Genomic DNA, 14,480 nt, shown 5'->3' on the forward strand with positions numbered 1-14,480 from the left:
GATGCCCCAATAATTAAGCCTCGATCACTTCATACGAATGCGTGATTTTTACCGCTTTCTCCAGCATTAACGCCACAGAGCAATATTTCTCCGCAGAAAGGTCTACGGCGCGTGATACTGCGGCATCTTTCAGTTCTTTACCGGTCACGATAAAGTGCAGATTAATGTGCGTGAACAGGCGTGGCGCCTCTTCGCGACGTTCGGAAGTAAGCTTCACTTCGCAATCGGTCACATCATGGCGACCTTTTTGCAAAATCGACACCACGTCAATTGCACTGCATCCGCCCGCCGCCATCAGCACCATCTCCATCGGGCTTGGGGCTTTGTCGCCGGAGTTACCGTCCATCAAAATCTGATGTCCAGAAGCGGATTCGCCCAGGAACGTTAAACCTTCAACCCATTTGACACGCGCTTGCATATTCATTAACTCCAACGTTGCATTTTTGGTGACAGATTACGCGTGCATTACATTTCTCGCAACGGAAGGCGACCTGCATCATGCTGAAGCGAGACACCAGGAGACACGCGGCAAAAGCTATGCTAAAACACTCTGGATGCTACAGTAATACATTGACGTTACACATGTATGCAGAGGACATCAAACTTTACTGGCTGCGAAACGTTACGACAGCCGACTTCCCAGGGTATGGGTAAGAATTCGATTGCAACCCCAGAGTCCGGATGCATCTTATGACTCTGGTGACAGCTTATAACAGAGGATAACAGCGCATGGTGCTTGGCAAACCGCAAACAGACCCGACTCTCGAATGGTTCTTGTCTCATTGCCACATTCATAAGTACCCATCGAAGAGCACGCTGATTCACCAGGGTGAAAAAGCGGAAACGTTGTATTACATCGTTAAAGGCTCGGTGGCAGTGCTGATCAAAGATGAAGAAGGGAAAGAGATGATCCTTTCTTATCTGAACCAGGGCGATTTCATCGGTGAACTGGGCCTGTTTGAAGAGGGCCAGGAACGTAGCGCCTGGGTTCGTGCAAAGACAGCATGTGAAGTGGCTGAAATTTCTTACAAGAAATTCCGTCAGCTGATTCAGGTTAATCCTGACATCCTGATGCGTCTTTCTTCCCAGATGGCGCGCCGTCTGCAGGTGACGTCTGAGAAAGTGGGTAACCTCGCCTTCCTGGACGTAACCGGCCGTATCGCGCAGACCCTGCTGAACCTGGCAAAACAGCCAGACGCCATGACCCACCCTGACGGCATGCAAATTAAAATTACCCGCCAGGAAATTGGTCAGATCGTCGGTTGCTCCCGTGAAACAGTGGGTCGTATCCTGAAAATGCTGGAAGACCAGAACCTGATCTCCGCCCACGGTAAAACCATCGTGGTTTACGGAACGCGTTAATTCCGCTCAAACGGCGTGCCATCGCAAGGTGTCACGCCGTTTTTGTCTCTACTCCTCATGTGGCGCAGGCTGATCTATCACCCGGAAGTTAACTACGCACTGCGACAAACGCTGGTGTTGTGCCTTCCTGTGGCCGTGGGCCTGATCCTCGGACACCTCCAGCAAGGTCTGCTGTTTTCCCTCGTGCCCGCCTGCTGCAACATTGCCGGTCTGGACACGCCGCATAAGCGCTTTTTCAAACGCCTGATTATCGGTGGCTGTCTGTTTGCTGGCTGTAGTCTCGCCGTACAGCTCCTGCTTGCCCGTGATATCCCTCTGCCCCTGATCCTGACCGTGCTGGCGATGACGCTTGGCGTGACGGCGGAAATCAGTTCGCTGCACGCGCGCCTGCTGCCCGCCTCGCTGATTGCGGCTATCTTCACCCTGAGCCTCGCCGGGAATATGCCGGTGTGGGAGCCGCTGCTGATCTACGCCCTTGGCACGCTCTGGTACGGGGTGTTTAACTGGTTCTGGTTTTGGCTCTGGCGGGAACAGCCGCTGCGTGAATCCCTGAGCCTGCTCTATGTGCAGCTTGCGGATTACTGTGAAGCCAAATACACCCTGCTCACCCAACATACCGACCCGGAGAAATCCCTGCCGCCGCTGCTGACGCGCCAGCAAAAGGTTGTCGACCTGATTAGCCAGTGCTACCAGCAGCTGCACATGCTTGCCGCCAACAAGAACCACGAATACAAACGGCTGCTGCGCACTTTCCAGGTGGGGCTGGACCTGCAGGAGCATATCTCCGTTAGCCTTCACCACCCGCAGGAGGTACAAAAGCTGGTAGAGCGCAGCCATGCAGAAGCAGTGATCCGCTGGAACGCCCAGACCGTCGCCGCGCGGCTTAGGGTACTGGCTGACGATATTCTCTATCACCGCTACCCCACGCGTTTTAACATGGATAAACAGCTCGGCGCGCTGGAGAAAATCGCCCGTCAGCATCCGGATAACCCGGTAGGCCAGTTTGCCGCCTGGCACTTCAGCCGTATCGCCCGCGTGTTGCGTACGCAGCGCCCGCTTTATCCCCGCGACCTGATGGCGGATAAGCAGAAACGTCTGCCGCTGCTGCCTGCGCTCAAAAGCTATCTGTCACTGAAATCCGCCGCCCTGCGCAACGCGGCGCGGATAAGCGTGATGCTGAGCATTGCCAGCCTGATGGGCATGGCGCTGCACCTGCCTAAACCCTACTGGATCTTAATGACCGTGCTGTTTGTCACGCAGAACGGCTACGGGGCCACGCGAGTGCGTATCTTCCACCGGGCTGGCGGAACGCTAGCCGGGCTGATTATTGCGGGCGTGACGCTTCACTTCCACGTGCCGGAAGGCTATACGCTGGTCGGGATGCTGGCGATCACCATGGTGAGCTATCTGATCATCCGTAAAAATTACGGCTGGGCGATGGTGGGCTTTACGGTCACGGCGGTGTACACCCTGCAGCTGCTCACGCTCAACGGCGAGCAGTTTATCGTGGCTCGTCTGGTCGATACACTGATTGGCTGCCTGATTGCCTTCGGCGGTATGGTCTGGCTGTGGCCGCAGTGGCAGAGCGGATTGCTCAGGCAGAACGCCCATGACGCGCTGGAAGCCGACCAGCAGGCCATTCGCCTGATCCTCAGCGACGATCCGCAGCCCTCCCCGCTGGCGTATCAGCGGATGAAGGTCAACCAGGCGCACAACGCGCTGTTTAACTCGCTCAATCAGGCGATGCAGGAGCCGGGGTTTAACTCGCACTATCTTGCAGACATGAAGCTGTGGGTGACACACAGCCAGTTTATCGTCGAGCACATTAACGCCATGACCACGCTGGCGCGCGAGCACACGATGCTGACGCCGGATCTGGCGCAGCGCTATTTGCAGTCGTGTGAAATTGCGTTGCAGAGGTGTCAGCAGCGTCTGGAGTATGACTCGCCGGGTGAATCGGGAGATTCGAATATTCTGGAAGCGCCTGAAACGCTGACCCACGGGCCGATGAGCACCCTTGAGCAGCATCTGCAGCGCGTTCTGGGGCATTTGAACACCATGCACACCATTTCATCAGTGGCATGGCGTCAGCGCCCGCATCACGGGATTTGGTTAACGCGCCGGTTAAAGCGAACCGAGTATTAGCCTTTAACGATCTTCGCGACCGCCGCGGCAAAGCGGGTTAACCCGTCCTCAATATCTTTATCTTCCACCACCAGCGACGGCGCAAAGCGCATCACGTCAGGTCCGGCATTGAGCACCATCACCCCTTCGTGCGCGGCGGCGTGCAGGAAATCACGCGCGCGGCCTTTGAACTGCGGCTTCAGCTCGGCGCCAATCAGCAGCCCCATGCCGCGGATCTCGCTGAAAACATCATATTCATCGTTAATCTGCTGAAGATGCTTCACGAACAGCTCACGCTTCGCGCTAACGCCGTTCAGCACCTCAGGCGTATTGATAATATCAAACGCGGCACCCGCCACGGCGCTTGCCAGCGGGTTGCCGCCGTAAGTAGAGCCGTGAGAGCCGACGTGGAACGCAGAGGCAATCTCCTGCGTCGTCAGTACCGCACTCACCGGGAAACCGCCGCCGAGCGCTTTGGCGCTGGTCAGGATGTCCGGCGTCACGCCGTAGTGCATGTAGGCAAACAGATCCCCGGTGCGCCCCATGCCGCACTGCACTTCATCAAAGACCAGCAGCGCCTGATGCTCGTCACACAGTTCGCGCAGCCCTTTCAGGAATTCCGGCGTCGCTGCGGTCACGCCGCCTTCGCCCTGAATAGGCTCGACCACCACCGCGCAGGTGTGGTCGTCCATTACCGCTTTCACGGCATGCAGATCGTTAAACGGCACGTGGACAATGTCTGCCGGTTTCGGGCCGAAGCCGTCTGAATACTTCGGCTGGCCGCCAACGGAGACGGTAAAGAAGGAGCGTCCGTGGAAGGCATTGTGGAAGGCGATGATTTTGGTTTTGTACGGGCTGTGGCGCGTGGTGGCGTGGTAGCGCGCCAGCTTAAAGGCGGTTTCGTTGGCTTCGGTGCCGGAGTTCATAAACAGCACGCGTTCCGCGAAGGTGGCATCGATGATCTTACGCCCCAGACGCAGCGCCGGTTCGTTGGTGAACACGTTGCTGGTGTGCCACAGGGTTTCGCCCTGGGTTTTCAGCGCCTCCACCAGCGCGGGATGGCAATGGCCCAGCGCCGTCACCGCAATCCCGCCCGCGAAATCAACATACTCTTTACCCTGCTGATCCCAGACGCGGCTGCCTTTCCCCTTCACAGGGATAAACTCAGCCGGTGCATAAATCGGCAGGATCACTTCATCAAATGTTGCACGGGTAATTGCTGGTTGTTCAGTTGCCATGTCATGACCATCCATTTTTATGTCACAGTGATTGTGAAAATATAATCACAAAATATGCATAAAAAATCACAACAAGGCAACAGATATTCAGCGATTGAGGAAATTTGCCAGCAGCGCGTGTCCCTGCTCGCTGAGGATACTTTCCGGATGGAATTGCACGCCTTCGAGATCCCACTTGCGGTGACGGATACCCATGATCTCCTGCGTCTCGCTCCAGGCGGTGACCTCAAAGCAGGCGGGTAGCGTCGGCGGGTCAATGACCAGAGAATGGTAGCGCGTCACGGTTAACGGATTATTTAACCCTGCGAATACGCCCGTGCCGGTGTGGGTGACCGGAGAGGTTTTCCCGTGCATCACTTTCGCAGCGCGCACGATGATGGCACCAAACGCCTGGGCAATAGCCTGATGGCCCAGGCAGACGCCCAGAATCGGCAGTTTGCCTGCATAGTGGCGGATAACATCCAGAGAAATGCCTGATTCCGAAGGCGTACACGGCCCCGGCGAAATCACGATTTTCTGCGGGGCCAGCGTGTCGATATCGGCCAGGGTGAGGTCATCATTACGGCGGACAACCACCTCTGCACCCAGTTCACAAAAATACTGGTAAAGGTTCCAGGTGAAGGAATCGTAGTTATCAATCAGCAGAATCATGGCGGCTCCCGAAAAAAATGCCGCCCTATTCTACTCAGATTCCCGTGCTTCGCTCACTACTTTGGCAAAGATAGCGCTCAGCGCGGTCAAATCGCCCATCGCGCCGCTTCGGTTAGCCGCCACCCACTGCTCGGGATCGATATCCCGCCAGTCCAGCGCGTAACCCGCGTGGAGCGCCAGCTGCTCGAAGAAGACGCGTTGGGCAATGCCGTTGCCGCGCATAAAAGGATGCAGCATATTGATTTCACAGTAGTAATGACTAACTTTGTCAACAAAAGCCGCCTTCTCAAGACCCACAAGATACTTTTCGCTTTCAAGCGCCGCAATCAGCTCGTTGCCCATCTTCTCGATGTACTCGAAATGGCAGAAGGGAATGTCACCCTTAAAAATATCGTCGATACGGAATTCGCCTGCCCGCTTCATCTCGCTGTGATACAGATGGCGGTGAATCAGGCACAGATGGGGCAACCCGGGCGCGGATGGCCCAAGCTCCAGCGTTTCGATGTGGGGCGCTGAAGGACCATGACCTTTTTCAAGGAGACAACTGGCCTGCAAATTGACGCTACGCTGCTGTTCCCAGAGACGGGATTTTTGCTTGTCGGTGAGTTTTTTCACTTAACGCCTCCCTGAATAGTCCGTTTGCCACAAGTATAAGCAGCAAAACGCGCTTTCGCAGGGAGGGCTACATAACGCGGGCAGAAGAAACCCGCGTTCAGAAGCGTTACGGCAGAACTTTTGCGGAAAGGATAACGATCGGTTTTGACGGCACATTCTGATACGGGCCGACGTCGTGAGTAGGCACCTGAGAAATCTTGTCGGCCACGTCCATCCCTTTCACGATTTTACCGAAGACGGCATAGCCAAAGTCGCGCTGGCCGTGGTCAAGGAAGGCGTTATCCGCCACGTTGAGGAAGAACTGGCTGGTCGCGCTGTCTTTATCGGCGGTACGCGCCATGGAGATAGTGCCGCGCTTGTTCAGCAGGCCGTTGTCCGCTTCGTTTTTAATCGGCGGGTTGGGCTGCTTCTGCTGCATCTGCTCGTTGAAACCGCCGCCCTGCACCATAAAGCCCGGGATCACGCGGTGGAAAGTGGTGTTGTTGTAGAACCCACTGTTCACGTAGTCGAGGAAGTTTTTCACCGAAACAGGGGCTTTCTGGCTGTTCAGTTCCAGCTCAATATTCCCGGCAGAGGTGGTCAGCAGGACGTGAGGGTCACCCTTGGCTGCCAGCGCAGCAGGGGAAACGGCAGAAAGAGCAAACACAGCTGCAACAGCCGCCAGTGTTGATTTGAGCATGAGAATTCCTTAACAAAGCGCAGTATAAAAAGCGAATGGCTTGATTCTAAAGAGCAGTATGAACGGAGACCAGCCTTTTACCTAATTTTACGAAATTGAAACAGTTGTTACCGCGCAAACGATTGGTAATAGCGCTATTTTACGTGATCTACATCACACAAAAGTATGCAAATGTGATCAATATTTTCTGAAAAGATTTAATTAGATCACTTTCGAGTCTAAAATCTGCCCGCTCTCAGCGCCTTCCCGGCGCTTTTCTTTTTCTGAACAGGCCAGACATGACTAACAGCAATCGCATCAAGCTCACATGGATCAGCTTCTTCTCCTACGCCCTGACCGGCGCGTTGGTGATCGTCACCGGGATGGTGATGGGAAATATCGCAGACTATTTCCAGCTGCCCGTTTCCAGCATGAGTAACACCTTTACCTTCCTCAACGCGGGGATCCTGATCTCTATCTTCCTGAATGCCTGGCTGATGGAAATCGTGCCACTGAAAACCCAGCTGCGCTTTGGTTTTGTGCTGATGGTCGCCGCCGTGGCGGGCCTGATGCTGAGCCACAGCATCGCGCTGTTCTCCGCCGCCATGTTCGTGCTCGGTCTGGTCAGCGGGATCACCATGTCGATCGGTACGTTCCTGATTACCCATATGTATGAAGGCCGCCAGCGCGGCGCGCGCCTGCTGTTTACCGACTCCTTCTTCAGCATGGCCGGTATGATCTTCCCGATGGTGGCTGCCGTTCTGCTGGCGCGCAGCATCGAGTGGTACTGGGTTTATGCCTGCATCGGTCTGGTCTACGTGGCGATCTTTATCCTGACCTTCGGCTGCGACTTCCCGGTACTGGGCAAGAAAGCACAGACTACCGCAGAACCCGTCGCGAAAGAGAAATGGGGCATTGGCGTGCTGTTCCTCTCCGTTGCCGCCCTGTGCTACATCCTGGGCCAGTTGGGCTTTATCTCCTGGGTACCGGAATACGCGAAAGGGCTGGGCATGAGCCTGAACGACGCGGGTAAGCTGGTGAGCGATTTCTGGATGTCTTACATGTTCGGCATGTGGGCGTTTAGCTTCATCCTGCGCTTCTTCGACCTGCAGCGTATTCTGACCGTGCTGGCGGGCCTGGCAACCGTGCTGATGTATCTGTTCATCAATGGTTCGCCGGAACATATGCCGTGGTTCATTCTGACCCTGGGCTTCTTCTCCAGCGCGATCTACACCTCTATCATCACCCTGGGCTCTCTGCAGACCAAAGTGGCCTCGCCGAAGCTGGTTAACTTCGTCCTGACCTGCGGCACCATCGGCACCATGCTGACCTTCGTGGTCACAGGCCCGATCGTCGCTCACAGCGGCCCGCTGGCCGCTCTGCACACCGCGAACGGTCTGTATGCCGTGGTGTTCATCATGTGCTTCATCCTGGGCTTCGTGACCCGCCACCGCCAGCACAACGCGGCAGCAGCGTCTCACTAAACCCTACGCCCCTTTGCGCTCGGCAGAGGGGCTGTTTCTGGCAAAGCTCACCTCTTCTCCCCCGACATCCATCTGGATCCACGTCTGCGCCAGCTGCGTCGTGGCAATCACGCGTCCCTGACGAATCGACCAGCGCACCGGCATCTGGCAGCGCACCGCTTCAAACCCGCTCTCCGCAGGCAGAATAATCAGGTTTGCCGGGTTCCCCGTCTTAATACCGTAATCGCTCAGGCCAAAGGTCCGGGCGCTGTTATGGGTGATCAGGTTCAGGCCGTTGTCGATTTGCGGATAGCCCATCATCTGACAGACGTGCAGTCCCATATGCAGCACCTGCAGCATATTGCCGGTCCCGAGCGGATACCACGGGTCAAACACATCATCGTGGCCAAAGCAGACGTTAATGCCCGCGTCCTGCAGCTCTTTCACGCGCGTGATGCCGCGGCGTTTCGGGTAGTCATCAAAGCGCCCCTGCAGGTGGATGTTCACCAGCGGGTTAGCGACGAAGTTAATCCCTGACATTTTCAGCAGGCGGAACAATCGTGAGGTGTACGCGCCGTTGTAGGAGTGCATGGCGGTAGTATGGCTGGCCGTCACGCGCGGACCGATGCCTGCTTCATATGCCAGCGTCGCCACCGTCTCGACAAAGCGCGACTGTTCGTCGTCAATTTCGTCGCAGTGAATATCCAGCGGGCGGTCATATTTCTTCGCCAGATCAAAAGCGATATGCAGCGACTGGACGCCATACTCGCGGGTGAACTCGAAGTGCGGGATCGCCCCCACCACGTCGGCCCCCAGCGTTAACGCCTCTTCCAGCAGCGCAGCGCCGTTCGGGTAAGAGAGGATCCCCTCCTGCGGGAATGCGACGATTTGCAGCGTCACCCACGGCGCGACCTCCTGCTTCACCTCCAGCATCGCCTTCAGGGCGGTGAGCGTCGGATCAGAGACATCCACATGGGTGCGGACAAACTGGATGCCGTTGGCGATTTGCCACTTCAGCGTTTTCCAGGCGCGCGCTTTCACATCCTCATGGCTGAGCAGCGCCTTGCGCTCGGCCCAGCGCTCAATACCTTCGAACAGGGTGCCGGACTGGTTCCAGTTTGGCTCACCCGCCGTCTGGGTGGTATCGAGATGAATATGCGGCTCGATAAACGGCGGGATCGCCAGCCCGCCGCGCGCATTCAGGATTTCGTAACTTTCGGCATGGGTATCATCCATTGGTGTGATATCACCAAAACGACCGTTCTCGATGGCGATTTGCCACAGCCCTTCCCGACCCGGTAAGCGAACATTCTGGACAAGCCAAAGCGGTGTTGTAGACATACCTTTCTCCCGAAAAACACGGCTGATATTTAGGAGTACGCATTTTCAAAAAACGCACTCTATTTTGTACACAAAATCAACGAATACGAAAAGTCAGCAAATTCCATAACTTATAAAAATCCTGACAAATCAGTCATATACCACCTTGTGGGTAGGTGAAGGCGTATTTGATTTGCATCAATAAGTGCCCCTGCTGAATCGTTAAGGTAGGCAGTAATAGAAAAGAAATCGAGGCAAAAATGAGCAAAGTCAGACTCGCTATCATCGGTAACGGCATGGTCGGCCACCGCTTTATTGAGGATCTTCTCGATAAAGCCGACGCCGACCGTTTCGACATTACCGTGTTCTGTGAAGAACCCCGCAAGGCGTACGACCGCGTGCACTTGTCTTCCTACTTCTCCCATCATACCGCCGAAGAGCTCTCTCTGGTGCGTGAAGGTTTCTACGAGAAGCATGGCGTAAAAGTGCTGGTGGGCGAACGCGCTATCACCATCAACCGTCAGGAAAAAGTGATCCACTCCAGCGCCGGGCGTACGGTTTTTTACGACAAGCTGATCATGGCGACTGGCTCCTATCCGTGGATCCCGCCTATCAAAGGCTCGGAAACGCAGGATTGCTTCGTTTATCGTACCATTGAAGACCTCAACGCCATCGAATCCTGCGCCCGTCGAAGCAAACGCGGCGCGGTCGTCGGTGGCGGCCTGCTGGGTCTGGAAGCGGCTGGCGCGCTCAAAAACCTCGGCGTTGAAACCCACGTTATCGAATTTGCCCCGATGCTGATGGCCGAACAGCTGGACCACATGGGCGGTGACCAGTTGCGCCGTAAAATCGAAAGCATGGGCGTGAAGGTTCACACCAGCAAGAACACCAAAGAGATCGTGCAGGAAGGCACAGAGGCGCGCAAAACCATGCGCTTTGCCGACGGCAGCGAGCTGGAAGTGGACTTTATCGTCTTTTCCACCGGTATTCGTCCGCGCGACAAGCTGGCGACCCAGTGCGGCCTTGCCGTGGCGCAGCGCGGCGGGATCATGATTAACGATGCCTGCCAAACCTCCGATCCGGATATCTACGCCATCGGCGAATGCGCCAGCTGGAACAACCGCGTTTACGGTCTGGTCGCGCCGGGTTACAAAATGGCGCAGGTCGCCGTTGACCACATTCTCGGCACCGAAAACGCGTTTACTGGCGCAGACATGAGCGCCAAGCTGAAGCTGCTGGGTGTGGACGTAGGCGGTATTGGCGATGCGCATGGTCGTACCCCGAACTCCCGCAGCTACGTCTACCTCGACGAAAGCAAAGAAGTCTACAAACGCCTCATCGTCAGCCAGGACAACAAAACCCTGCTCGGAGCGGTACTGGTGGGCGATACCAGCGACTTCGGTAACCTGCTCCAGCTGGTGCTGAACGCCATCGAGCTGCCGGAGAACCCGGACGCGCTGATCCTCCCGGCGCACGCCTCCAGCGGCAAGCCGTCTATCGGGGTGGATAAACTGCCCGACAGCGCGCAGATTTGCTCCTGCTTCGACGTCACCAAAGGCATGCTGATTTCCGCCATCAACAAGGGCTGCCACACCGTGGCGGCGCTGAAAGCGGAAACCAAAGCCGGTACCGGCTGCGGCGGCTGTATTCCGCTGGTCACTCAGGTGCTGAACGCCGAGCTGGCGAAACAAGGCATTGAAGTGAACAACAACCTGTGCGAGCACTTCGCGTATTCTCGCCAGGAGCTGTACCACCTGATCCGCGTGGAAGGCATCAAGTCCTTCGACGAACTGCTGGCGAAGCACGGCCAGGGCTACGGCTGTGAAGTGTGTAAACCGACCGTCGGCTCCCTGCTGGCCTCCTGCTGGAACGAGTACGTGCTCAAGCCGGAACACACGCCGCTGCAGGACACCAACGACAACTTCCTGGCGAATATTCAGAAAGACGGCACCTACTCCGTCATCCCACGTTCCGCCGGTGGCGAAATCACGCCGGAAGGGCTGGTGGCCGTGGGCCGTATCGCCCGTGAATTTAACCTGTACACCAAAATCACCGGCTCCCAGCGTATCGGCCTGTTTGGCGCGCAGAAGGACGACCTGCCGGAAATCTGGCGTCAGCTGATTGAAGCGGGCTTTGAAACCGGCCACGCGTATGCCAAAGCGCTGCGTATGGCGAAAACCTGCGTGGGCAGCACCTGGTGCCGCTACGGCGTGGGCGACAGCGTGGGCTTCGGCGTGGAGCTGGAGAACCGCTACAAAGGCATCCGCACCCCGCACAAAATGAAGTTTGGCGTCTCCGGCTGTACCCGTGAATGTGCGGAAGCGCAGGGTAAAGACGTGGGGATCATCGCCACCGAGAAAGGCTGGAACCTGTACGTCTGCGGCAACGGCGGGATGAAGCCACGCCACGCAGACCTGCTGGCCGCGGATCTTGACCGCGACACGCTGATTCAGTATCTCGACCGCTTCATGATGTTCTACATCCGCACCGCCGATAAGCTGACCCGTACCGCTTCCTGGCTGGATAACCTGGAAGGCGGCATCGACTACCTGAAGTCCGTCATCATCGACGATAAGCTGGGCCTGAACGAACAGCTGGAAGCCGAAATGGCTCGCCTGCGAGAGGCGGTGATCTGCGAGTGGACTGAAACCGTGAACACGCCTGCGGCACAGACGCGCTTCAAACACTTTATCAACAGCACCCAGCGCGACCCGAACGTGCAGGTAGTGCCGGAGCGTGAACAGCATCGCCCGGCAACGCCGTATGAACGCATCCCAGTGACGCTGGTGGAGGAAAACGCATGAGCCAGTGGATAAACATTTGCGATATTAACGACATTATCCCCGCCACCGGCGTATGTGCGCTTATGGGCAGCGAGCAGGTCGCGATTTTCCGCCCTCGCCACGATGAACAGGTTTATGCCATCAGCAATATTGACCCTTTCTTCGAGGCCAGCGTGCTCTCCCGCGGATTGATTGCCGAGCATCAGGGTGAACTGTGGGTTGCCAGCCCGCTGAAAAAGCAGCGCTTCAGCTTAACTGACGGACGCTGCATGGAAGATGAAAATGTCTCCGTGAAGCACTACGGCGCCCGCGTGAAGGACGGTAAGGTGCAGTTGAAAGGCTAATCCCCCGCCTTTTCAATACGAAAAGCTTATGACCCCTTATGGGTAACGGCAGGAAAAACCGTATGTTCTGTGCGATTCCTGCTGTTATCCTGACGTCAATTATTACCCCCTCCATGAATGCTGCGAGGTAACGTCGTGGATCACCTGCCGATTTTTTGTCAATTACGCAACCGCGACTGCCTGCTCGTGGGCGGCGGCGACGTGGCTGAACGCAAAGCGCGCCTGCTGTTAGAGGCTGGCGCCCGACTCACCGTCAACGCCCTCGACTTCGCCCCACAGTTTGAGGTCTGGGCTCAGGAAGGGATGCTCACGCTGGAACAGGGTGAGTTTAATGAATCCCTGCTGGATACCTGCTGGCTGACCATCGCTGCGACGGATAACGATGAAGTGAACCAGCGCGTCAGCGACGCCTGCGAAGCGCGACGCATCTTCTGTAACGTGGTGGATGCGCCGAAAGAGGCCAGCTTCATCATGCCGTCGATTATCGACCGTTCGCCGCTAATGATCGCAGTGTCATCCGGCGGTCGCTCGCCGGTTCTCGCCCGCCTGCTGCGGGAGAAGCTGGAAGCTATTTTGCCGCAGCATCTCGGCCAGATAGCCCACTACGCCGGGCAGCTTCGTACCCGCGTGAAGCAAACTTTCTCGACCGTGGGCGAGCGTCGCCGCTTCTGGGAGAAATTCTTTGTTAACGACAGGCTGGCACAATCGCTGGCGAATCAGGACGCAAAAGCCGTTGAAGAGACGACCGAACAGCTGCTGAGCGAACCGCTGGATCACCGCGGTGAAGTGGTGCTGGTAGGCGCAGGCCCCGGCGATGCAGGTTTGCTGACGCTGAAAGGGCTGCAGCAGATCCAGCAGGCCGATATCGTGGTTTACGATCGCCTTGTCTCCGATGACATCATGAACCTGGTGCGCCGCGACGCTGACCGCGTGTTCGTCGGCAAACGCGCGGGCTACCACTGCGTGCCCCAGGAGGAGATCAACCAGATCCTGCTGCGTGAAGCGCAAAAAGGTAAGCGTGTGGTGCGCCTTAAGGGCGGCGATCCGTTTATCTTTGGCCGCGGCGGCGAAGAGCTGGAAACCCTGTGCAACGCGGGCATTCCGTTCTCTGTCGTGCCGGGCATTACGGCGGCATCCGGGTGTTCAGCCTACTCTGGCATTCCGCTGACCCACCGTGATTACGCCCAGAGCGTGCGGCTGGTGACGGGCCACCTGAAAACCGGCAGCGAACTGGACTGGCACAACCTGGCCGCCGAAAAGCAGACGCTGGTGTTCTATATGGGGCTTAATCAGGCCGCGACTATTCAGGCGAAACTGCTGGAACACGGCATGGAGGCAGATATGCCCGTCGCGCTGGTGGAAAACGGTACCGCCATTACGCAGCGCGTGGTGGATGGTGTGCTGACGCAGCTTGGTGAACTGGCGCAGCAGGTAGAGAGTCCGGCGCTGATTATTGTTGGCCGCGTGGTTGAACTGCGCGAAAAACTCAACTGGTTCTCTAATCACTAACGCATATCCGCCCTTCTTCGAGTAGTCCTTAACCGGACTACTCCCCTGTTACCGCTGTCGATAACATACCGCCCTGAAATGGAACTTTTCCATTTATTCCCTCGTGTTACATCCAATTTAAGTTTCAAGACAAGGAATGCGTATGTTCAAACTGGCAAAAGCCGCCGTTCTGGTTGGCCTGTTATCGACTCTGACCGCCTGCACCGGTCACGTGCAAAACACCAAAAATAACTGCAGCTACGATTACCTGCTGCACCCGGCGATCTCCATTTCGAAGATCATCGGTGGCTGCGGCCCGGCGGCGCAGCAGTAAGCGATTTTCAGGCGTAAAAAAACCGGGGATTTCCCAGTTTTTTAGTTTTGGTGGTGCGGCCTGATGCCCTCACCCTGGCCCTCTCCCACAGGGAGTGGGA

General features: G+C 56.6%; 13 protein-coding genes. 7 read left to right on the top strand and 6 right to left on the bottom strand.

Annotated features, from left to right (window positions below; genetic code table 11):
* Positions 1–13: 13 nt before the first annotated feature.
* Positions 14–418: an OsmC family protein gene (locus tag ACOQH0_RS21170; protein WP_010436331.1), complete on the bottom strand. Its 405-nt coding sequence runs from the start codon at positions 416–418 to the stop codon at positions 14–16.
* 311 nt (positions 419–729) lie between these two features.
* Between ACOQH0_RS21170 and crp the strand changes: the two genes are divergently transcribed.
* Both crp and ACOQH0_RS21180 read left to right on the top strand, forming a co-directional pair.
* Positions 730–1,362: a cAMP-activated global transcriptional regulator CRP gene (gene crp, locus ACOQH0_RS21175; protein ID WP_000242758.1), complete on the top strand. Its 633-nt coding sequence runs from the start codon at positions 730–732 to the stop codon at positions 1,360–1,362.
* Between the two features lie 57 nt (positions 1,363–1,419).
* Positions 1,420–3,507 (top strand): YccS/YhfK family putative transporter, encoded by a 2,088-nt coding sequence (locus ACOQH0_RS21180; protein ID WP_089598577.1) that lies wholly within the window; start codon positions 1,420–1,422, stop codon positions 3,505–3,507.
* Here ACOQH0_RS21180 and argD read toward each other — a convergent pair.
* The 4 genes from argD to ppiA all read right to left on the bottom strand — a co-directional run bounded on the left by argD (position 3,504) and on the right by ppiA (position 6,669).
* Entirely contained in the window at positions 3,504–4,724 is a 1,221-nt protein-coding gene (gene argD / locus ACOQH0_RS21185; RefSeq protein WP_421511139.1) for a bifunctional acetylornithine/succinyldiaminopimelate transaminase, read from the bottom strand. The two genes, ACOQH0_RS21180 and argD, sit on opposite strands and share 4 nt — an antisense overlap.
* Positions 4,725–4,811: 87 nt before the next feature.
* The gene (gene pabA / locus ACOQH0_RS21190; RefSeq protein WP_421511140.1) at positions 4,812–5,375 is read right to left on the bottom strand and encodes an aminodeoxychorismate synthase component 2; all 564 of its coding nucleotides are present in this window, start codon (positions 5,373–5,375) and stop codon (positions 4,812–4,814) included.
* A gap of 30 nt (positions 5,376–5,405) precedes the next feature.
* Positions 5,406–5,990, bottom strand: coding sequence for a putative adenosine monophosphate-protein transferase Fic (locus ACOQH0_RS21195; protein ID WP_421511141.1), 585 nt, complete (start codon positions 5,988–5,990; stop codon positions 5,406–5,408).
* Between the two features lie 106 nt (positions 5,991–6,096).
* Entirely contained in the window at positions 6,097–6,669 is a 573-nt protein-coding gene (gene ppiA, locus ACOQH0_RS21200) for a peptidylprolyl isomerase A (protein ID WP_010436347.1), read from the bottom strand.
* Between the two features lie 278 nt (positions 6,670–6,947).
* Here ppiA and tsgA point away from each other — a divergent pair, with 278 nt between their 5' ends.
* On the top strand, positions 6,948–8,132 hold the full coding sequence (gene tsgA / locus ACOQH0_RS21205; RefSeq protein ID WP_421511142.1) for an MFS transporter TsgA: 1,185 nt from the start codon (positions 6,948–6,950) through the stop codon (positions 8,130–8,132).
* A 3-nt stretch (positions 8,133–8,135) separates the two neighbouring features.
* On the opposite strand, the gene ACOQH0_RS21210 is transcribed toward tsgA, so the two are convergent.
* Positions 8,136–9,452 (bottom strand): cytosine deaminase, encoded by a 1,317-nt coding sequence (locus ACOQH0_RS21210; RefSeq protein WP_421511143.1) that lies wholly within the window; start codon positions 9,450–9,452, stop codon positions 8,136–8,138.
* A gap of 239 nt (positions 9,453–9,691) precedes the next feature.
* On the opposite strand from ACOQH0_RS21210, the gene nirB reads away from it, so the two are divergent.
* The 4 genes from nirB to ACOQH0_RS21230 all read left to right on the top strand — a co-directional run bounded on the left by nirB (position 9,692) and on the right by ACOQH0_RS21230 (position 14,380).
* On the top strand, positions 9,692–12,235 hold the full coding sequence (nirB, locus tag ACOQH0_RS21215; RefSeq protein WP_089598573.1) for a nitrite reductase large subunit NirB: 2,544 nt from the start codon (positions 9,692–9,694) through the stop codon (positions 12,233–12,235).
* Positions 12,232–12,558: a nitrite reductase small subunit NirD gene (nirD, locus tag ACOQH0_RS21220; RefSeq protein ID WP_421511144.1), complete on the top strand. Its 327-nt coding sequence runs from the start codon at positions 12,232–12,234 to the stop codon at positions 12,556–12,558. Before nirB ends, nirD begins: the two co-directional genes overlap by 4 nt.
* Positions 12,559–12,693: 135 nt before the next feature.
* Entirely contained in the window at positions 12,694–14,067 is a 1,374-nt protein-coding gene (gene cysG, locus ACOQH0_RS21225) for a siroheme synthase CysG (RefSeq protein ID WP_421511145.1), read from the top strand.
* A gap of 142 nt (positions 14,068–14,209) precedes the next feature.
* The gene (locus ACOQH0_RS21230) at positions 14,210–14,380 is read left to right on the top strand and encodes a YhfL family protein (protein ID WP_008503029.1); all 171 of its coding nucleotides are present in this window, start codon (positions 14,210–14,212) and stop codon (positions 14,378–14,380) included.
* Positions 14,381–14,480: the final 100 nt, after the last annotated feature.

This window comes from Enterobacter sp. JS8-1 (assembly GCF_049187015.1).
GTDB classification, from domain to species: Bacteria; Pseudomonadota; Gammaproteobacteria; order Enterobacterales; family Enterobacteriaceae; genus Enterobacter; species Enterobacter mori.